Below are 19,218 nucleotides of genomic sequence, written 5' to 3' on the forward strand. Positions count from 1 at the left end.
AATCCTCGCTTATGAACCTATTGAGATTAAGCCTGCATCGCTTGCTGAACAGCAGCTTCCGATGCTGATGAACCTGCTTCCAGAACACGAACCAGTTGACCCTTGCATTCATTGACGCCCGCCTCAGTAATCTTGACACGGCACAGCTCTCCGATCAGAGACTCGGACCCCTCGAATACGACCTGCAAATAATTGCCGGAGTAGCCCATGATGAGACCGGTTCCTGGCGCTCCCTTATATTCGCGTTCAGGGATAACGTCCACGACCTCGCCCACAAATTTCTTGGCGTATTCCAACTGCATCCGCTCCGACAAATCGATAAGCTTATGAACGCGCTCGTTCTTCACTTCATCATCAACCTGATCTTCCATTCGCGCTGCAGGCGTTCCTGTCCGCTTGGAGTAAGGAAACACATGCATTTCAGCGAATTGCAGCTCCTCCATATAACGATAGCCGGTCTCGAACATTTCCTCTGTCTCGCCCGGAAATCCGACAATGACATCGGTCGTGATCGCGACACCCGGCATTGCAAGATGAAGCAGCCGAATCTTCTCTGCGAATTGCTCAATCGTATATTTGCGGCGCATCCTCGACAATACGGTATTGTCTCCGGCTTGCAGCGGGATATGCAGATGACGGCACATTTTGGAGGATCGGTTCAACACATCAATCATCGCATCGTCAATCTGGCTCGCTTCAATTGAGCTGATTCGAATACGCTCCAGCCCGTCCACGCCGTCCAGATCCCACAGCAGATCGGTAAGACGGTAATTATCCAGATCATCGCCGTAACCGCCTGTATGAATGCCAGTAAGAACGATCTCCTTGTAGCCGGAAGCGACAAGCTGACGCGCCTGATTCAGGATGCTCTCCCGATCACGGCTGCGGGAAAGACCGCGCGACCAAGGGATAATGCAGAAGGTGCAGAAATTGTTGCAGCCCTCTTGAATTTTAAGGAAGGCCCTTGTCCGATCAGCGAAGTCCGGCACATCCAGCTCCTCGAATTCACGCGTCTTCATAATATTGCGAACAGCGTTAACCGGCTTGCGATCCTGCTGAATTTGCCCGATATAATCCATCAGCTTGTCCCGATCCTGTGTTCCGATAACCAGATCAACGCCTTCAATAGCGAGAATTTCCGCAGGCGAGGTCTGGGCATAGCAGCCTGTCACGGCAATAACCGCATCAGGATTGCGGCGAATAGCCCGACGTATAATTTGACGGCTCTTCTTGTCGCCAGTATTTGTAACCGTACATGTATTGATGAGGTACACATCAGCGGTGGTCGTCTCAAAATCAACCTGCTCATAGCCATCCTTCTTGAACAGCTGCCAAACCGCTTCCGTATCGTAGAAGTTAACCTTGCAACCTAAAGTGTAAAATGCAACCGACGGCATAGTCGTTAAACGCCTCCCATTTCTCCGGATTCATACATGAGACAGGCAAGTCCAACCATCGCCGCCGTCTCCGTGCGCAGAATGCGCTTGCCAAGCCCGACGACAACCGCGCCGGCATTCTCCGCCTCCGCCGCCTCGCGCTCCGTGAATCCGCCTTCCGGACCAACAATAAGCAGCAGTCTCAGCTGCTCTACATGGGAGCCCTCGCGGGAACGGTAATCGCGAACGGCGTCGCGCAAGCCAGCGCCACCTGATCCGCCTTCCTTCTCGTAGCAAAACAATACCAAATCATAAGCTGCCGCTGCAGCAATCAGCTGGCGCCATGTCTTTACCGGCTCCACCGTCGGAATACGGCTGCGGTGCGCTTGCTCCGCCGCTTCCTTGGCGATCTTGCTCCAGCGCTCCAGACGCTTCGCTTCCTTCTTATTATCATACTGGACAATCATCCGTTCGGACTGGAAAGGAAGGAATGCCGCCGCTCCAATCTCTGTCCCCTTCTGAATGACCAGTTCCATCTTATCGCCTTTAGGCAAGCTCTGCGCTATCGTCACAGCCCATAGCGGCTCACCGTCCATCGGCAGCCAGGCTGCTATGTCCGCTTCCACCCGATCAGGCGCAGCAGCTCGAATGACAGCTTTAGCTGCCCTCGCCTCGCCATCGCTGACGATGATTTCATCGCCTGGCTCCATCCGCATGACCCTCACTGCATGATGCGCGTCATCGCCCGACAGAATAACCTCATTATCGCCAAGCTGTGCTGGCGTTACAAAATATCGTTGCATCGCTATTTAACCCTTCGACAATTAATAGTAATAAAGCAAAGAAAGAGCTCCGAGAAGCCCCAATTTTCATCTTACACGTTTTATGCCCGATGCGCTACAGATTTAAACATTTTCCAAGTGGACTCGAATTCTGCTGCCCACTTCAACCTAGACACCGCTCCATAGGTCGCCCCAGTACACAGGATCAAAGACAATTTCATACGTTCCTGCGAAGAAACCGAAGATTTCGAGCCATACTTTGAATAATGGCGTTAATGTCACTTCGCGCAGCTGCGGAATAAACACGATGAGCAGGAATACAAAGACACCCCAATGCGCATTCTGATCCATCTTGTGCCGGACATCCAGCGGAACGAGATCTTGTATAATTCGGTAACCGTCAAGCGGAGGTATTGGAAGTAAATTGAACAAGAACAATAGAATATTAAGCGTGATCAAATAGTACGAGAAATGCCCGATTGCCTGATACACACCTGGCGAAGCCGATTCCAGCACGCCAAATTGATTCAGCATATAAACAGCCAATATACCAATCCCGGCAATCAGCAAATTGCTCAACGGTCCAACAGCGGATACAACGATGCCCATCAGTCGCGGATGCTTGAATCTGCCCCTGTTGACCGGCACGGGCTTCGCCCATCCGAAGCCTGCGACCAGAATAAGAATCGTACCGAGCACATCAAGATGCACGCGAGGATTAAGTGTAACACGGCCTGCATCATACGCAGTCCGGTCACCGAATTTATAAGCGCTGTAAGCATGTGCAAACTCATGAACGGTAAATGCGATCACAAGTGTTAGAAAGATAAATGGCAAATCCTCGAATGGATACCAAAGAAAATTCACTGACCGGCCTCCCAATCTGCCCATAGCCCATTAGAAACAAGATAAGAGCAGTTATAAAGTTTATTTCGTTATTTGCTGCCTGGTGTGCAAGTGCTCCTATTGAATCAATTACGCCGGCTTAACTGCAACGAATGCGATCCAGTCCTGATCCCGCTGGCGGTCGACAATTGTGAATCCCGCTGCCTGCAGCCCTGCATCGACATCCGCTTCCTTATTCTTGTAAATGCCTGATGCAATATAAGTTCCACCCGGCTTCAAAGCAGCGTATACATCATCCACGAACAGCAAAATAATTTCTGCCAGTATATTCGCAACGATCAGATCAACTGGAACCGTTACTTGAATCGGCAGCTCCGCAGCCCCTTGAACTTCACTGTTCTGAAGTACGCCCAGCAGATCGCTCAGTCCAACCTGAATGTCAGCATCCAGACCGTTAAGCCGCACATTCTCCGTCGCGGAGGATACAGCAACAGGGTCCAGGTCGAGCGCCAGAACCCGTCTTGCTCCAAGACGAATAGCGCCGATAGCAAGGATGCCGGAGCCTGTCCCTACATCGATAACTTCCTCATCACCGCGAATAACCGATTCCAGTGTGCGAAGACAAAGCGCCGTAGTAGGATGCGTGCCTGTTCCAAAGGCCATGCCGGGATCAAGCTCAATGATCTGCTCACCAGGAGAAGCTGTATACTCCTCCCATGTCGGCTTTATCGTCAGTCTCTCAGAAACCCGAATTGGCTTAAAATACTGCTTCCAAGCGTTAGCCCAGTCTTCTTCATCGACAATCACACAAGAGATCGCATAATCGCCGGTATCAATATCAAATTCGCTAAGCTCATCAATCCGCGGACGCAGCTCCTGCTCGATAGAAGCAATATCCGACTCCTCTGCGAAATAGCCTTTTATAACCGCCCTGCCTTCCGGAATGTCATTTAGCGGCACCTCGTACCATTGGCCAAGGGATGTGTCCCGCTGCTTGTTCAACGTGCCGGATTCTTCAATGGATACGCCCCCGGCGCCCAATTCATGTAAAAAATTAGATATCATCTCGATCGACTCTTCTGTTGTCGAGATTGTAAGCTCATGCCATTTCACTATCGTACAGCCTCCCAAAGTATTTCTGCGTTATCTTTCCTATTTTACACCAGATAAGCCCTTCACACAAAAAGAGAGCTTGAGCAGCCATAATGACCGCCCAAGCTCTCCTCGAAGTTCTCCACTCATAACCGCAGCTACTGCTTACCTGAGCCGTCATGTACAACCGGTCCAAGAATGGCCGATGCACAAGGCCTGTTCACAGCTGCGCCGTTCCACCAGTATCCCGAATGAGATGAAGAGCGCGATCAATTAGCTCATCCTCCACCGTTGCGGTGAATGAAGCGCCATCGCCGTTCTCCTCCAGCTCCAAGATTCTTAACGCTTGAAGCTTGAGCCCTGCTTCGCGGGCACCGCTGCCATTCGGAAAGCTTGCATGAATACGAGATGTCATACAGTGGCGTTCCTTCTACTCTTGCTCTTGCTGGTTTTGTTGATTCTGATCGGCACGGGCAGCACGCTTCTGGGCTTGCTGATCGTTCGTATCAGCCAATGCTTCGGAGAACTCGACATCCTCGTTTTGGCCTGCTGGCAAGTTAGAGTAATTTTGATTGTTCTGGTTTTGTTCGGTCATGTCTATTCCTCCTTCCCTTGGACAGTAGGTTCTTGTGTCACAAAGGATAGGATAAACCAACATTCCCATAACTATACATGAAGCAAAGATTTCCTGTTAAATTTTTGGCTCTACATGCGAACAGAGCGGAGGGTCGGAGGGTTTCTGGAGAAACGACAGTGTTCGCCTTTAAAGCCCGATCTCAACCTATAATCACCCTTCAGATAAGAAATCGGGCTTTAACAGCGATCGGAAGAACCCTCCGAACCCGTAGCGCCTTGTTCTTCGAAAGCCAAATTGATCTGATTAATCTCCGCGAAAAGCCTTTTTCATCCGGTCAAAAATGGATTCATGATGCTCTTCCTGCGCCGGAGCGGACCCATGACCTGCAAACTGGCTCAGAAGCTCCTTCTGCTCATCCGTCAGCTTCGTCGGTGTTACGACCGTCACTTTGACGTGCTGGTCACCTTGACCATAGCCGCGAAGACGCGGAACACCCTTGCCCTTCAAGCGGAAATAAGTGCCCGTTTGCGTCCCGCCAGGAATTTTGAGCTTCACCTTCTCAGACAGCGTCGGAATCTCAATCTCATCGCCAAGCGCCGCTTGGGCGAAAGTAAGCGGAACCTCACAATAAATATCATCGCCCTCACGCTCGAAGAAATCATGCGCCTTGACACGAATCACGATATACAAATCTCCTGCCGGACCGCCGCGGAGTCCGCCTTCACCTTCACCGGTCAAACGGATTTGCGCGCCCTCATCCACGCCTGCAGGAATTTTGACATTCAGCTTACGCTGACGCTTCACCTTGCCGGCGCCATGACAGGTACCGCATTTTTCCTTAATAATCCGGCCATTGCCGCCGCAATTCGTACACGCCCGTCTGTTCACCATACGGCCAAATGGCGTGTTCTGCACAACCTCCTGCTGGCCTGTACCGCGACAGACGGAGCAAGCCTCCGGCTTCGTTCCCGCCTTTGCTCCGGAGCCTACACAGGTGTCGCACGTCTCGGTGCGCGGAATCGTAATTTCGGTTTCCTTGCCGAAGACCGCTTCCTTGAACTCAACAGTCATCGTATACTGCAGATCATTGCCGCGCTGCGGCGCATTGGGATCACGGCGACCGCCACCGCCGCCACCGAAGAACATGTCGAAAATATCGCCGAAGCCGCCGCCGCCAAAATCAGCGCCACCACCGCCAAAGCCCTGATTGGGGTCCACATGCCCATGCCGATCATACGTAGCCCGTTTGCCGTCATCGCTCAGAACATCGTACGCTTCCTTCATCTCTTTGAACTTATCCTCAGCATCCGCCGATTTGTTCACATCCGGATGGTATTCTCGCGCCAGCTTGCGATAAGCCTTCTTAATCTCGTCATCGGAAGCTTCTTTCCCGACGCCAAGCACCTCATAATAATCCCGCTTGTTTGCCAACTCCGTCACCCCGTCTCCTTATTGCCGAACCAGTATCCAGACACACGAAAAACGGCTGCGCCGTCCAGCACTCGGACGGCGCACCGTTTGGCGTCTCAAACTTATTTCTTCTCGTCTACAACCTCGTAGTCCGCATCAACAACATTGTCTTTCCCTTTCGCTTCCCCTGCTTCAGGGCCTGCTCCCTCCGCGCCTTGCGCATCCTGAGCAGCTTGCTCATACAGCTTCACAGACAGCTGTTGAACGATTTGCGTCAGCTCTTCTGTTGCTGCAGTAATCTCTTCAAGATTGTCGCCTTCAAGCGCCTTTTTCACTTTCTCTTTCGCTTCGTTGGCTTTGTCGATCTCGCCGGCATCTACCTTCTCGCCAAGATCCTTGATCGTCTTGTCAACAGAGTATACAAGCTGATCCGCATTGTTCTTCGCTTCCACCAGTTCGCGGCGCTTGCGATCTTCCTCCGCATTCAATTCCGCATCCTTCATCATGCGCTCGATTTCCTCATCGGACAATCCGCTCGAAGAAGTGATCGTAATTTTCTGGCTCTTGCCAGTTCCTTTATCAAGAGCAGATACGTTAACGATACCATTGGCATCGATATCGAAGGTGACTTCGATTTGTGGTACACCGCGCGGTGCTGGCGGAATATCGTTCAGATTGAAGCGGCCCAGCGTTTTGTTGCCGGCAGCCATCTGACGTTCGCCTTGAAGCACATGAATCTCAACGCCTGGCTGGTTATCCGCATATGTGGAATATACCTGCGATTTGCTCGTAGGAATCGTTGTATTGCGATCGATCATCTTCGTGAATACGCCGCCTGCTGTTTCGATACCAAGAGACAATGGCGTTACGTCGAGCAGAACAACATCCTTTACGTCGCCGGTAAGAACGCCCGCTTGTACGGCTGCGCCAAGGGCAACAACCTCATCCGGGTTAACGCCCTTATGCGATTCCTTGCCGATCAGCTTCTTGATCGCTTCCTGTACCGCAGGAATACGAGTGGAACCGCCGACAAGAACAACTTTATCGATCTCGCCTGTTCCCAAGCCTGAATCTTGCAGCGCTTGACGGGTTGGCTTAAGTGTGCGCTCAACGAGCTCTGCAGACAGCTCTTCGAATTTTGCGCGTGTCAGGCTCATCTCCAGATGCTGAGGAACACCGTCTGCCATCGTAATAAACGGCAATGAAATCGTAGTCGTCAGAACGCCGGAAAGCTCTTTCTTCGCTTTCTCCGCCGCATCCTTCAAGCGTTGTACGGCTGCTTTGTCCTTGGACAGGTCAACGCTCTGCTCCTTCTTAAACTCGGAAACCAGGTGATCAATAATAACTTGGTCGAAGTCATCGCCGCCAAGGCTGTTGTCGCCGCTAGTCGCTTTAACCTCGAAGAATCCATCGCCAAGCTCCAGGATAGACACGTCGAATGTACCGCCGCCAAGGTCATAGACAAGAATCGTTTGGTCTTCGGATTTCTCAAGCCCGTATGCCAAAGCAGCCGCAGTCGGCTCATTGACGATACGCAAAACCTCAAGACCTGCGATTTTGCCTGCATCCTTCGTCGCTTGACGCTGGCTGTCATTGAAGTAAGCAGGAACGGTAATAACCGCTTGTGTAACCGTTTGTCCAAGATATGCTTCTGCATCAGACTTCAGCTTCTGAAGAATAATAGCGGAAATTTCCTGTGGCGAATATTCCTTGCCGTCAATCGTTTCTTTATGATTCGTACCCATATGACGCTTAATCGAGCTGATCGTGCGGTCTGGATTCGTGATCGCTTGACGTTTAGCCGCTTCACCGACGATACGCTCGCCGTCTTTCTTGAAGCCGACCACAGATGGCGTTGTGCGATTGCCTTCCGGATTCGGGATAACGACCGCTTCGCCGCCCTCCATAACAGCCACGCATGAATTTGTTGTTCCAAGGTCAATTCCGATTACTTTACTCATAACTAGAAATCCTCCTCATTATTTGTCAATTCATTTCATCCATTAGTCGAGAGATTACCCGCTTACCTTGACCATTGCGGGACGCAGTACTTTATCCTTCAGCATATAGCCCTTCTGAACTTCCTCAACGACGATGCCTTCCTCATGCTCTTCCGACTCCACCTGCATAATGGCTTGATGATAATCAGGATTGAAAGGCTGCCCTACCGTTTCCATCTGCTTCAGGCCTTCCTGCTCTAATACCCCCACCAATTGCCGGAAAATCATATCGATGCCCTTGGAGAAGGAATCAGCTTCCCCGCCTCCGCTCTTCGCCGCTTCAATCGCGCGGTCAAAGTTGTCCACGACAGGCAGCAGCTCGCCAATCAGCTTCATAGAAGCATACTGGCCAAGCTCTTCCTTTTCCTTCAAAGTGCGTCGGCGGAAGTTGTCGAAGTCCGCCTGAGCCCGCAAATACCGCTGCTGATTCTCTTCCGCTAGAAGAGCCAGCTGCGCATAACGCGGATCATCCTGGGAGCCTTCAAGAACAGTATCGCCATCCATTACTTCCGTCTGAGCTTCTGTATCCTGCCCAAGCTCGTTCGAAGCGTCTGCTGCTATATCTTTATTTTCCTCGGTTGATTGTTGTTCATTCACGCTCACGGAACGCTTCACCTCCTAATCATAGTCTCATTATTTGGGCCGGCCAAGCAGCTTTGCCATGTCAGAGGACAGAACCTCAAGCAAGCCGATTACCTTGCCGTAATCCATCCTTGTCGGACCGAGTATTCCTATGGTGCCTAGCGATTGACCTTCAACCGAATAAGAAGCGGTTATTAAACTGCAGTTGTTAATGGCGACATGCGTGTTCTCCGTCCCTATGCGAACTTGAATGCCGCTTGGGAGCGAAGTAAACATCCGCATTAGCGTCGGTGTTTCGTCGAACAAATCCAGCAGTGTCTTGACCTTATCTACATCCTTGAACTCCGGCTGTGTCAGCATGTTCGTCGTCCCGCTCAGGAACATCCGATTCTCGTCCTCGCTCGTAAGCGCTTCGTCCAGCACGCCGAGCAGCATTTCACATTTGTCGACATATCGACCGAGCTCTTCGCCAACTTCTGTGTGCATTCTCGACTTCAAGCGCACTAGCGGAACACCGATCAGCTTCGTGTTCAGAATGTTGACCGCTCTCTCGATATCCCCCATTGACATGTCAGTCGGAATCGATATGGTTCTATTCTCTACATGTCCGGTATTTGTTACTACAATAGCAACAGCCGAATCCGAGCTGATCGGAATAAGCTGAAAGTGCTTCAGAGAATTCGAGAATGTCTCCGGGCCGAGTACAATAGAAGTGTAGTTGGTCAGATTGGAAAGGATCATCGCAGCATGCTGGATGATTTGTTCGCTTTGATTCATTTTATCTGCGAAATAAGAACGGATTGTAGATAAATCCTGTTCATTCACTTCGCCATGCTTCACCAGATGATCCACATAATAACGATACCCTTTAATGGATGGAATACGTCCTGCCGAGGTGTGAGGCTGTTCCAGAAAGCCGAGATCTTCAAGATCGGCCATTTCATTGCGGATCGTCGCCGGACTGTAGCCGACATCGCCGCGCTTGGATATGCTTCGCGAGCCGACAGGCTCTGCGGAGCGGATGTAGTCATCGATGATAGCATTCAAGATCATGCGCTGTCGTTCTGTTAACATCGCTGCTCCCCCTGTTCATTCATCCTTGGGCATTCCCGTTATCGTGTTCTACCCTGTTCGTTAGCACTCATTGTCGTCGAGTGCTAATCATTACTACAAAAATACCAAACTGACTTGCCAATTGTCAAGTCAGTTCAGCGTTTTAAGTACAGCTATTTCATCGCAAGCGTGCTGCTTGGGACAATTCACGCAATCGGTCCATACTTTCTCAGGGAAAATCTCTTTGTCTACGACCGTGAAGCCATTCTTCTGAAAGAAACGAGCCTCATAGGTTAGCGCCATAACTTTGGGAATACGCTGCTCCCTGGCTTCTCCGAGCAGGAAGTCGATTAGCTTGCTGCCGATGCCAAATCCCTTGTACCCCTCTGAAATGCCTAGCGAGCGAACCTCAACAAGATCCGTTCCCAATCTGCATAACGAGCCGCAGCCAACCACTGTCCCCTCAACCTCAGCAACGACAAAGGTATCAATCTGACGCAGCAGCACCTCGCGAGAGCGCGGCAGCATAATCCCTTTCGCAGCATAATCCGCAATCAACTCTACTAATATCTCTACGTCATCCGCCGTAGCCTTTCTGCATACCGCTTGCATGCCCATCCCCCCGCTCAACTGCCTCCGAATATAAATCGATACGAATAAATATACAACAGCATGCATGAATGTACAAGAGAAATTTGAACATACTTCTCTATCGCATCTATAAAAATGTTGGTCTGTCGATCTCCCGCTTTCACTTTATAATGGAAATAGGAAAACAATCGGCCCGTCGCCATTGCGCGAATGAGCCGATTGCTATTGCAATATATCCCCTATCAGGAGCGTGATAAAGATATGAAAGAACCTGCCGGACCGTCCAAGGGCAAAGACAACCAGTTGGCCGAGCTTACGCTTTCCCTCTCCATCCGTGATTTCCAAAGCCTGAAATCGCTTGGCGACAAGGCTATCGCCCAGCTGTCTGCAGACCAGCTTCACTGGTCTCCGCAGGCGAACTCCAACAGTATCGCAGTTATCGTGAATCATCTATCCGGCAATATGATCTCCAGATGGACTGATTTTCTGACTACTGACGGGGAGAAGGACTACCGGAATCGGGACCAGGAATTCGAGATCGATGGGGCCACTCAAGCTGAGCTGCTTCAGCGCTGGGAGCATGGCTGGAAGGTGCTCCTGGCCACCCTCCTCAGCTTGCAGCCCGATGATCTGCTGGCAACTGTGCGCATTCGCGGAGAAGCCCATACGGTTGTCCAAGCGATTCATCGCCAGATCGCCCATTACGGTTACCATGTCGGTCAAATCGTCTATATCGCCAAAGCATGCTGCGCCGAGCAATGGCAAAGTCTTAGCATTAAGAAGGGGGAGTCCGCTGCATTCAACGCAAAGCTGCGACAGCAAGAGCAATAACTAACCAGGCTGATTACCTCCAGCCGTCAGCGCTCGCCTTTGTTCCCGGAATTCCACCATAAACAACCTCAATTCAAGAATTCCGGGAACAACAGCGATCGTAAGAACATTCCCCAGCGCAGCGACTCCTTTGTTCCTTTCAATCGTTCAACTTATATAGCATCACTACTCGCTTCCGATAAAAGCGCCGAACACTTCGTTGCCCAGCGGGATACCTTTCGCCGACAGGCGATATCCGCCTCCCGGCAATGTGTCCGTCTCTTCAAGCAGCCCTTCCTTCAGCAGCCGATCTAGCGGCTGGCCGAATACTTCCTTTATCGTGCGCCCATTGAATTGTTTCCCGAAATCAGCTTCACATACACCTTGCAGCAGACGAAGACCTACCATCATGAAATCCTCCATTGCCTCCTGCTCCGATACCGCATTGGTTTCCAGCCGCGGCAGGCGGGAGAGCGAAGCGTCAATGAACGGCTGAATGCCCTTCACATTGACATGCCGCTCGCCGCTTGCATAGCCGTGCGCTCCCGCTCCCAATCCATAATAGGGCTCATTCCGCCAGTAGGTGCTATTATGACGGCTCTCATAGCCCGGCTTGGCGAAATTGCTTATTTCATAATGCTCATAGCCCGCTGCCTTCAACTGGTCAATCAGCAGCATGTACATTGCGAGCTCGTCATCCTCAGGAGGCAATGGAAGCTCGTTGCGCTCATAGAGCACATGGAACAGCGTGTTCTCTTCAACCTTCAATCCATAGAGAGAGTAATGTGTCAGACCAAGTGTCAGGGCACGATTGACGCTATCTGCAAGCAGCTCGACTGTCTGACCTGGCAGGCCAAACATCAAGTCGATCGACAAATTATCGAATCCGGCCTCTCTGGCATTCTCGATGCTGCGATACACATCATCCACATTATGAATTCGTCCAATTCGCTCCAGCAGGACATTATCAAATGATTGAACGCCGAAGCTGATCCGATTCACCCCGCCCGCCCGCATAGCAGCAAGCTTGTCCGGATCCGTTGTACCCGGGTTCGCCTCCATCGTAAACTCAGCCTTGGGATGAATCGGAAAATATCGCTTCACCGAGGCCAGAAACCGCTCCATCTGAGGCGGTGTCAGTACTGTCGGCGTTCCTCCGCCAACGAATACAGTGTGAATTTCCTCTGGCGGCAGCAGCTCAACCGTCCGCTCCATCTCGCGTTCTAGAGCATCCAGATACTCATCAACGGGCTGCCCCTTGAGCACGTATGATGTAAAATCGCAATAATGACATTTGTTCGTGCAGAACGGGATATGAATATAAAGCGCGCGAGGCGCGTGTTGAAGCATGTGCTAATCAGCTCCTTAACAGACTGAAAAACCTAACCAATTGAAGAAAGGGAGCTCGCGGCTCCCTTCGTTCCAGACGGATACTTATTCGGTGAGACACCGCCGATCCGCCGTTTAATCTTCGTTTATTTTGAGCACGGCCATAAATGCCTCTTGCGGCACTTCAACGCTTCCGACCTGCTTCATCCGCTTCTTGCCTTCCTTCTGCTTGTCGAGCAGCTTCCGCTTCCGGCTGATGTCGCCACCGTAGCACTTGGCCAATACGTTCTTCCGCATCGCCTTAACCGTCTCACGGGCGATAACCTTCGTACCGATGGAAGCCTGTACAGGCACCTCGAACATTTGACGCGGGATGAGCTCCTTGAGCTTCTCGCAAATACCCCGACCGCGATTGTAAGCGCGCTCGCGGTGAACGATGACAGACAGGGCATCAACCTGCTCGTTGTTCAACATAATATCCATCTTCACCAGGTTCGACTTGCGATAGCCCGAAACCTCGTAGTCAAAGGAAGCATAGCCCTTCGTGCTGGATTTCAGCTGATCAAAGAAATCGTATACGATCTCAGACAGCGGAACCTCATACGTAATCGTTACGCGATTCGTATCGAGATACTCCATATTGACGAACTCGCCGCGTTTGTTCTGACACAGCTCCATGATCGCACCGACATAATCGTTAGGAACGATAATTCCGGCCTTCACATAAGGCTCTTCAACGAAATCTATCTTGCCGGCCTCCGGATAGTTAGAAGGATTGTCAATGGACAGCACTTCGCCATTGGTCTGTGTAACTTGATAAATAACACTCGGCGCGGTTGTAATGAGCGGAATGTTGAACTCTCGCTCAATACGCTCCTGAATGATCTCCATATGCAGCAGTCCAAGGAAGCCGCAGCGGAAGCCGAATCCAAGCGCCGAAGACGACTCAGGCTCATAACGAAGCGAAGCGTCATTCAGCTCCAGCTTCTCCAGCGCCTCCCGCAGATCATTGTAATCCTGCGTCTCGATCGGATATAATCCGCAGAATACCATGGGATTGATTCTGCGATAGCCAGGCAACGGCTCAGCAGCCTGATTCTTCGCTTCCGTCACCGTATCGCCGACGCGTGTATCCTTCACATTCTTGATTCCGGCTACAATAAAGCCTACATCGCCAATCGCCAGCTCGCCAACGATTCCCATGCGCGGCATAAACGCGCCGACTTCGATGACTTCGAATTCTGCGCCTGTCGCCATAAATCTGATCTTCTTGCCTGCTTTAATGCTGCCGTCAACGACACGGACATAGACGATTACGCCTTTGTAGGGATCGTAATGCGAGTCAAAAATAAGCGCTTTAAGCGGGCTGTCCGGATCACCGGTAGGCGCAGGCACTTTAGCCACAACCTGCTCCAGAATCTCCTTAATGCCGATACCCGCTTTCGCCGAAGCAAGCACCGCATCACTGGCATCCAGTCCGATAACATCCTCAATCTCCTGCTTGACCCGCTCCGGCTCAGCGCTCGGAAGGTCGATCTTATTGATGACCGGCACGATCTCCAGATTGTTGTCCAGCGCCAGATAGACGTTGGCAAGCGTCTGCGCTTCGATTCCCTGTGCAGCATCGACAACGAGCAGAGCGCCTTCACAAGCTGCAAGACTGCGCGATACCTCATACGTAAAATCTACGTGTCCAGGCGTATCGATCAGGTTCAGAATATATTCCTCGCCATCGTCAGCCTTATAGCCGAGACGAACAGCCTGCAGCTTGATCGTAATGCCGCGTTCACGCTCAAGATCCATCTGGTCCAGCACCTGCTCCTGCATTTCACGCGAGGAGAGCGCTCCGGTAAACTCCAGAATTCGATCCGCCAAAGTCGATTTGCCATGATCAATATGAGCAATAATTGAAAAATTTCTTATTTTCTTTTGTCGGTCACGTACGTCCGCCATGCCTAACCCCCACTGAATCACAAATTACGTTATCGCTAACCATTCCACTTATTATATCAGTTCGGGGGAAGCCCATCAATCTGTTACTGAATCAAAGATCGAAACAACGAAACGAATGCTTCGGCTCGACAGCGATTGCAGGAATCCGGCGGTCCCGTCGGCCAGCTTGTTAACCGTCGACTGCTCGCTCAAATCAGGCATTCCGGGAAGACGCTCATTCTCACTCTGTTCTTCTGCTGAAGCCTGAGCCTGCTCCGCTTTAAGCCGTTCAATCATCTGCTCCGCTTCGCGAATCAATCCCTCCCTCTCGGGATCAAGCCCTAGTCCATCCTCGCTCGGCAGAGGGTCCACAGGCAGGGCCTGCTGTTGGTCAATAGGTCCGTTGATCCGTTCCACCCCGCTCGTCGCCATATCGATCCCGAACAGGACCACAATAGCAATCGCTCCGCCAACAACGGCCATTTTGACTGATTGACGACGCATCGTTATTCCTCCTTTGTAAACTCAACTGGCTTCCTGCGGAAGATCCACCTTTTTGGCATCCCAATACAGCTCGGCAATCACCTTGGACAGCGCATCCACGGTACGGTACGATTCCTCCAGCGTATTGTCGACGCCGCCGATCTCGATCAGCACGCTGCCCGGCGACAGCGACTGATTATATTCTCCATTGCCGTTAGCAGTCGTCTTGCCCCATATGCCATGGGAAATGCCCGGATATTGCTCCTCCAGCTTGTCCTGTATCTTGTTGGCGAACGCTTCATTCTTCCGCCAGTTGGGGTTCTCTTGACCAATAATAAACATGACCTGCGCATATGCCTTGCCGTCTATCGTAATCGTAGTTTGCTTCTTGCGAAGCGAATTCCGATGAATATCGAAGAAGAAGGTCAGGTCCTTGTTCGAGGCCATTGCATCCTTCACCGTTTTTTTCGAATATTTATAGGATAGCGCCCAATTGTATTTTTTAATCGCAGTTACGTAATCCGTTGCAGATTGTATCGCTCCGATTCCTTCCTTCTCCAGCTTCTGCTGCAGACGCTTGCCGAGCAAGGTTACATTGGTTTTGGGCGATTCAGCATACTTGCTGTCCCCTAGCAACGGAAACCATGATTCTCTACTGTGCGAATGGTAGATAAACACCACATTGCGCCCTGCCGTTGTTGGCTTTGACGGAACAGGTTTTGACGGAACAGGCTTTACCGGGTTGTCGGCATTGTTGTTCGATTCATTGTCAGCCCCATCCGGTGGATGATCACTGCCTTCGGCTTGCTCCTTGTCCGATGAACGGACTTCATCAGGGCCCGGATCCGGACGACCGGAATCGTCTCCGGGACCGCCTTCCTCCGATCCTCCTGATTCTCCTGCGCCCGGCAGAGGATCATGATCCTCTGGCTCAATGGACATGTCCGCACTCGTTCCTGCACGCAGCAGATAAGCTTCATTGCCCCCCATGCCGGGATATTCGCGAGCGAGCAGACTTCTGGGGTCCAGCGGGTTAATGTCTGTCATCAAGCGGACAAGAAAGGCGCTGATCTCCTTCCCTGACAAAGAAGCAGCAGTCTCGCCTTCTCCGCCAGCGCCCGGCATTTCCATTGCCAGCATATCTGTGAACAAGCCGTTCGAGACAGCGGCCGCAAAGCCCTTCATAGAGGATACTGGCGATGTGGAAGCGTTCTGATGAAGGATGGCGCCAATTCCGATGACAATAACAATGACCATGGATCCAAGCGACAGAAGGGCGAATGTTCGGCCCGTCACGAGCAGTTGGCGCAGCTTCAAGCTTTCTCTTCCAAGATTCCACGTAAAAGCAACCTGTTTCATTATTTCGTCCCCCTAGCGATAGACTACTATCAACTTATGAGAGGGCAATAATTAATAGAACTGCAAGTTTACTAGTTTCCAGGCGAGATGCATTTGTTCTGGCACAAAAAAACTCTCGGAGCGCAGCGAAGCTCCGAGAGTTTGAGTGGGGACAAGCGGTTTGAGCAGCGACAAGCGCTGCCTTTCGTTTAACCGCTTGCGCAATTAGTGTGTATAGGCCGCGACATTAGAGGCATCGACAGCATCGTGCAGCGCTGCATTAAGTCCGCTGGCGACGATGTTCGCAATATCCTCGATGAATTGATCGATTTCCTTGGGTGTGACGAGCAGGTCATGACCGAGAGGACCGAGCGCTTCACGAACGAGCTGAAGCCTTTCCTCCTCATTGATGGAATCCAGCAGGCCCAGAAACCCTTCCGAGCTTGCGCTGTGCCGCTTCAGATGCTCCCTGACCAGATCGATGCTGTTGCTCACAATTGTGGATGCATATAGCACGGTGGGAACACCAATCGCAATAACAGGAATGCCCAGAATCTCTTTCGTCAGACCACGACGCTTATTGCCGATGCCCGAGCCGGGATGAATGCCTGTATCCGCAATCTGTATCGTCGTGTTCACCCGTTCCAGCGCTTTGGATGCAAGAGCGTCGATGGCAATAATAAGATCCGGCTTCGTCCGCTCCACAATGCCCTGTACAATCTCACTGGACTCTATTCCTGTAACGCCAAGCACGCCTGGAGCCACCGCGCTTATGCAGCGATAACCGGGCGCGACCTCATCGGGCATCAGTTGAAAGAAATGACGCGTCACCAGAACATTCTCCACCACAAGCGGTCCAAGCGAATCGGGTGTCACATTCCAGTTGCCAAGTCCAACGATCAGCACATTGCATTGCTTGTTAATTCCGACACGCTGCAGGAAAGATTCAAATTCCTGGGCCAGCTTCGTCGCAACGCGGTCCTGAAGCCCTGTATCCTGCTTTCGCAGATCCGGCACCTCGAACGTTACGTAGTGCCCGATCATTTTGCCAAGCGCCTTGGAGCCTTCCTCATTCGTCACCTGCAGACGTGTAATTGTGATGCCATCATCCTTGGAGATGTCCGATACAACGCCTTGAATGGGGCCTTGGCCCCCGGATTCGGCAAATTCCTTCGCTTCAAGCGCCAAATCAATACCTACGGCATACTGCTGCAAATCTAGATCGTCCATGCGAGTCGGGGCGCTCCTTCCATACGGTTTGCGTTAGTTTGCGAATTTGCTCTGCGAATTATGCGGGATGCTGGATGGACGCGGACAGCAAGTGAAGAACGAGTATAGCAATACTATTGCTTTTTAAGCATGCGCATGATAGAATGTTTCAAGTTGTGTTTGTTACAATGGGGTTTTTCCTTTTACAGGAGGTGAATGCAATGCCAAACATTAAATCCGCTGTTAAACGTGTTAAAACAAACGAGAAGCGCCGCGCTTTGAACGCTTCGCAGAAATCAGCGCTCCGCACGGCTGTAAGAACTGCTGATCAAGCTGTTGTCGCTACGGATGTCGATGCTGCTAAAGCGGCTCTGATCTTCGCTACGAAAAAGCTGGATAAAGCGGTTACGAAAGGCCTGATTCATAAAAATGCGGCTTCCCGCAAAAAATCTCGCCTTGCCAAAAAGCTTAACGCTCTTTCGGCTAAAGCCTAATTCCAACGAATAAAGTCCTGCTCGCCGTCATGAACGGCTGGCAGGACTTTTTTATTTGCCGCTTCGCTTCAAGCCGCTTCGCTTCAAGCCGCTTGCTTCAAGCCGCAAGCGACAAGAGAAACAGCTCAAGGCCGAGTGTCTTGTCCACCTTGCCGGTCTTCATCTTATAATCAAGATCGGCAAGCCGGTTCAAGTGATTGCCTAATGCTGTGGCCGAGAACTTCTTCGCTTTCTCCGCAGCCAGCTTCACTGCATAAGGATGCAGCCCGATATGGCCAGCCATTTGCTGAGGGGAGTAGCGCTGCCCTTCCAGCTCCTTCACCTGCAGCATAATTCGGAACTGTCTGGCGATCAGGGCAGCAATCTTGATCGGCTCCTCGCGACGCAGCAGCAGCTCTCCGTAAAGCTTCAGCGCCTTGTCCACCTGCAGCGAAGCCATCGCGTCAATTAATGCGAACACATCCTCTTCAACAGTGGAGGCAATCAGCATGGCAACATCTGCTGCACCTATTGAGCCGCCCTCTCCAGCGTGGAGGCAGAGCTTGTCTACCTCATGAGCGAGCTGCTGCATGTTAGTTCCCGTCCTGGCCAGCAGCAATTGGGCCGCTTCACTATCCATCCTTCTCCGCTGCTTCTCCACCCGCTTGATCGTCCATTGCACCAGTTCGCCTTCCTGAAGCTCCTGAAAGGCTAGAAGCACATTCTGCTCCTTTAGCAGCTTGACGACCTTGCGCCGCTCATCCAGCTTCTCTGCAAGCACATGAAAGACAATGACACTGCTCTCGCATGGATTGGACAGATAGGCGAGCAGCCGGTCTGTCGCATGCTCGATTTTGCCGCCTTCCTTGCCTGTCGCAGCCGTCAAAACAGACTGATCACGAATAATGACTATCTTTCGTGATGCAAAGAAAGGCAGCGTCTCCGCCTCCAATACCGCCTCTTCAATTGCCGACTCCGACGTGTCGAACTTCACTACGCCAAGCTCCCGTTCCTCCTGGGGCAGGAGCAAATCGATCAAGGTGTTCGAGCATTCTCGCATCCGATAGCGGTCCTTGCCGAACAATACATAAACAGGGCGAAACTTGCCTGACTTCCATTCCTTTATTGCATCCCTAAGGTCCATTTTGTATGCTCCTTCACTCGAACAGCAGCCCTTCGCGCCGTTCATTCACAATGATCGATGTAACCGCAACAAAGGGATGAAGCCCTCTGTGACTTCATCCCTTTGTCCCTGAACATCTATATAAACATCCGCATGATGACGGGCCATGGTACCGTCTGCGAATGGTCATACGACGTCAAGGTACCGTCCTA

General features: G+C 51.5%; 19 protein-coding genes. 2 read left to right on the top strand and 17 right to left on the bottom strand.

What is annotated here, in order from left to right; genetic code table 11:
* Positions 1–26: 26 nt before the first annotated feature.
* The 11 genes from mtaB to L6H65_RS22845 all read right to left on the bottom strand — a co-directional run bounded on the left by mtaB (position 27) and on the right by L6H65_RS22845 (position 10,330).
* The gene (gene mtaB / locus L6H65_RS22795; protein ID WP_236345189.1) at positions 27–1,397 is read right to left on the bottom strand and encodes a tRNA (N(6)-L-threonylcarbamoyladenosine(37)-C(2))-methylthiotransferase MtaB; all 1,371 of its coding nucleotides are present in this window, start codon (positions 1,395–1,397) and stop codon (positions 27–29) included.
* A 5-nt stretch (positions 1,398–1,402) separates the two neighbouring features.
* Positions 1,403–2,179, bottom strand: a complete 777-nt coding sequence (locus L6H65_RS22800; RefSeq protein ID WP_236345192.1) for an RsmE family RNA methyltransferase — start codon at positions 2,177–2,179, stop codon at positions 1,403–1,405.
* A 147-nt stretch (positions 2,180–2,326) separates the two neighbouring features.
* On the bottom strand, positions 2,327–3,025 hold the full coding sequence (locus L6H65_RS22805; RefSeq protein WP_236345193.1) for a site-2 protease family protein: 699 nt from the start codon (positions 3,023–3,025) through the stop codon (positions 2,327–2,329).
* 108 nt (positions 3,026–3,133) lie between these two features.
* Positions 3,134–4,117, bottom strand: coding sequence for a 50S ribosomal protein L11 methyltransferase (prmA, locus tag L6H65_RS22810; RefSeq protein ID WP_236345194.1), 984 nt, complete (start codon positions 4,115–4,117; stop codon positions 3,134–3,136).
* A gap of 199 nt (positions 4,118–4,316) precedes the next feature.
* Positions 4,317–4,511, bottom strand: coding sequence for a hypothetical protein (locus tag L6H65_RS22815; protein ID WP_236345195.1), 195 nt, complete (start codon positions 4,509–4,511; stop codon positions 4,317–4,319).
* A 15-nt stretch (positions 4,512–4,526) separates the two neighbouring features.
* The gene (locus L6H65_RS22820) at positions 4,527–4,691 is read right to left on the bottom strand and encodes a YfhD family protein (RefSeq protein ID WP_236345199.1); all 165 of its coding nucleotides are present in this window, start codon (positions 4,689–4,691) and stop codon (positions 4,527–4,529) included.
* Positions 4,692–4,976: 285 nt separating this feature from the next.
* A complete protein-coding gene (gene dnaJ, locus L6H65_RS22825) occupies positions 4,977–6,104 on the bottom strand; it encodes a molecular chaperone DnaJ (RefSeq protein ID WP_236345240.1) in 1,128 nt (375 codons plus the stop codon).
* Positions 6,105–6,205: 101 nt separating this feature from the next.
* The gene (gene dnaK, locus L6H65_RS22830) at positions 6,206–8,044 is read right to left on the bottom strand and encodes a molecular chaperone DnaK (RefSeq protein WP_236345201.1); all 1,839 of its coding nucleotides are present in this window, start codon (positions 8,042–8,044) and stop codon (positions 6,206–6,208) included.
* 54 nt (positions 8,045–8,098) lie between these two features.
* Positions 8,099–8,680, bottom strand: coding sequence for a nucleotide exchange factor GrpE (gene grpE / locus L6H65_RS22835; protein WP_236345241.1), 582 nt, complete (start codon positions 8,678–8,680; stop codon positions 8,099–8,101).
* 36 nt (positions 8,681–8,716) lie between these two features.
* The gene (gene hrcA / locus L6H65_RS22840) at positions 8,717–9,739 is read right to left on the bottom strand and encodes a heat-inducible transcriptional repressor HrcA (RefSeq protein WP_236345205.1); all 1,023 of its coding nucleotides are present in this window, start codon (positions 9,737–9,739) and stop codon (positions 8,717–8,719) included.
* A gap of 129 nt (positions 9,740–9,868) precedes the next feature.
* Positions 9,869–10,330, bottom strand: a complete 462-nt coding sequence (locus L6H65_RS22845; protein WP_236345206.1) for an N-acetyltransferase — start codon at positions 10,328–10,330, stop codon at positions 9,869–9,871.
* Between the two features lie 240 nt (positions 10,331–10,570).
* On the opposite strand from L6H65_RS22845, the gene L6H65_RS22850 reads away from it, so the two are divergent.
* On the top strand, positions 10,571–11,140 hold the full coding sequence (locus tag L6H65_RS22850; protein ID WP_236345207.1) for a DUF1572 family protein: 570 nt from the start codon (positions 10,571–10,573) through the stop codon (positions 11,138–11,140).
* A 165-nt stretch (positions 11,141–11,305) separates the two neighbouring features.
* On the opposite strand, the gene hemW is transcribed toward L6H65_RS22850, so the two are convergent.
* From hemW to gpr, 5 genes are all read right to left on the bottom strand, one after another.
* Entirely contained in the window at positions 11,306–12,469 is a 1,164-nt protein-coding gene (gene hemW, locus L6H65_RS22855; RefSeq protein ID WP_236345208.1) for a radical SAM family heme chaperone HemW, read from the bottom strand.
* A gap of 114 nt (positions 12,470–12,583) precedes the next feature.
* Positions 12,584–14,401 (bottom strand): translation elongation factor 4, encoded by a 1,818-nt coding sequence (lepA, locus tag L6H65_RS22860; protein ID WP_236345212.1) that lies wholly within the window; start codon positions 14,399–14,401, stop codon positions 12,584–12,586.
* Positions 14,402–14,476: 75 nt separating this feature from the next.
* Positions 14,477–14,884 carry a hypothetical protein gene (locus tag L6H65_RS22865; protein WP_236345213.1) on the bottom strand — a complete coding sequence of 136 codons (408 nt, stop codon included), beginning with the start codon at positions 14,882–14,884 and terminating at the stop codon, positions 14,477–14,479.
* Positions 14,885–14,905: 21 nt separating this feature from the next.
* On the bottom strand, positions 14,906–16,222 hold the full coding sequence (spoIIP, locus tag L6H65_RS22870; protein ID WP_236345215.1) for a stage II sporulation protein P: 1,317 nt from the start codon (positions 16,220–16,222) through the stop codon (positions 14,906–14,908).
* A 204-nt stretch (positions 16,223–16,426) separates the two neighbouring features.
* Positions 16,427–17,431, bottom strand: a complete 1,005-nt coding sequence (gene gpr, locus L6H65_RS22875; protein ID WP_236345217.1) for a GPR endopeptidase — start codon at positions 17,429–17,431, stop codon at positions 16,427–16,429.
* A 200-nt stretch (positions 17,432–17,631) separates the two neighbouring features.
* On the opposite strand from gpr, the gene rpsT reads away from it, so the two are divergent.
* Complete coding sequence (rpsT, locus tag L6H65_RS22880; protein ID WP_236345243.1) at positions 17,632–17,904, top strand: 30S ribosomal protein S20; 273 nt, start codon at positions 17,632–17,634, stop codon at positions 17,902–17,904.
* A 97-nt stretch (positions 17,905–18,001) separates the two neighbouring features.
* Here the strand turns inward: rpsT and holA are convergent, their stop codons facing one another.
* Positions 18,002–19,027 carry a DNA polymerase III subunit delta gene (gene holA, locus L6H65_RS22885; protein ID WP_236345220.1) on the bottom strand — a complete coding sequence of 342 codons (1,026 nt, stop codon included), beginning with the start codon at positions 19,025–19,027 and terminating at the stop codon, positions 18,002–18,004.
* Positions 19,028–19,218 lie beyond the last annotated feature (191 nt).

Source organism: Paenibacillus plantiphilus (assembly GCF_927798095.1).
GTDB classification, from domain to species: Bacteria; Bacillota; Bacilli; order Paenibacillales; family Paenibacillaceae; genus Paenibacillus_Z; species Paenibacillus_Z plantiphilus.

What these genes read in the sequence shown, in the direction of transcription:
- mtaB (WP_236345189.1), bottom strand. Translation starts at nt 1,397, where the DNA reads ATGCCGTCGGTTGCATTTTACACTTTAGGTTGCAAGGTTAACTTCTAC.
- L6H65_RS22800 (WP_236345192.1), bottom strand. Translation starts at nt 2,179, where the DNA reads ATGCAACGATATTTTGTAACGCCAGCACAGCTTGGCGATAATGAGGTT.
- L6H65_RS22815 (WP_236345195.1), bottom strand. Translation starts at nt 4,511, where the DNA reads ATGACATCTCGTATTCATGCAAGCTTTCCGAATGGCAGCGGTGCCCGC.
- L6H65_RS22820 (WP_236345199.1), bottom strand. Translation starts at nt 4,691, where the DNA reads ATGACCGAACAAAACCAGAACAATCAAAATTACTCTAACTTGCCAGCA.
- dnaK (WP_236345201.1), bottom strand. Translation starts at nt 8,044, where the DNA reads ATGAGTAAAGTAATCGGAATTGACCTTGGAACAACAAATTCATGCGTG.
- hrcA (WP_236345205.1), bottom strand. Translation starts at nt 9,739, where the DNA reads ATGTTAACAGAACGACAGCGCATGATCTTGAATGCTATCATCGATGAC.
- L6H65_RS22845 (WP_236345206.1), bottom strand. Translation starts at nt 10,330, where the DNA reads ATGCAAGCGGTATGCAGAAAGGCTACGGCGGATGACGTAGAGATATTA.
- L6H65_RS22850 (WP_236345207.1), top strand. Translation starts at nt 10,571, where the DNA reads ATGAAAGAACCTGCCGGACCGTCCAAGGGCAAAGACAACCAGTTGGCC.
- hemW (WP_236345208.1), bottom strand. Translation starts at nt 12,469, where the DNA reads ATGCTTCAACACGCGCCTCGCGCGCTTTATATTCATATCCCGTTCTGC.
- lepA (WP_236345212.1), bottom strand. Translation starts at nt 14,401, where the DNA reads ATGGCGGACGTACGTGACCGACAAAAGAAAATAAGAAATTTTTCAATT.
- L6H65_RS22865 (WP_236345213.1), bottom strand. Translation starts at nt 14,884, where the DNA reads ATGCGTCGTCAATCAGTCAAAATGGCCGTTGTTGGCGGAGCGATTGCT.
- spoIIP (WP_236345215.1), bottom strand. Translation starts at nt 16,222, where the DNA reads ATGAAACAGGTTGCTTTTACGTGGAATCTTGGAAGAGAAAGCTTGAAG.
- gpr (WP_236345217.1), bottom strand. Translation starts at nt 17,431, where the DNA reads ATGGACGATCTAGATTTGCAGCAGTATGCCGTAGGTATTGATTTGGCG.
- rpsT (WP_236345243.1), top strand. Translation starts at nt 17,632, where the DNA reads ATGCCAAACATTAAATCCGCTGTTAAACGTGTTAAAACAAACGAGAAG.
- holA (WP_236345220.1), bottom strand. Translation starts at nt 19,027, where the DNA reads ATGGACCTTAGGGATGCAATAAAGGAATGGAAGTCAGGCAAGTTTCGC.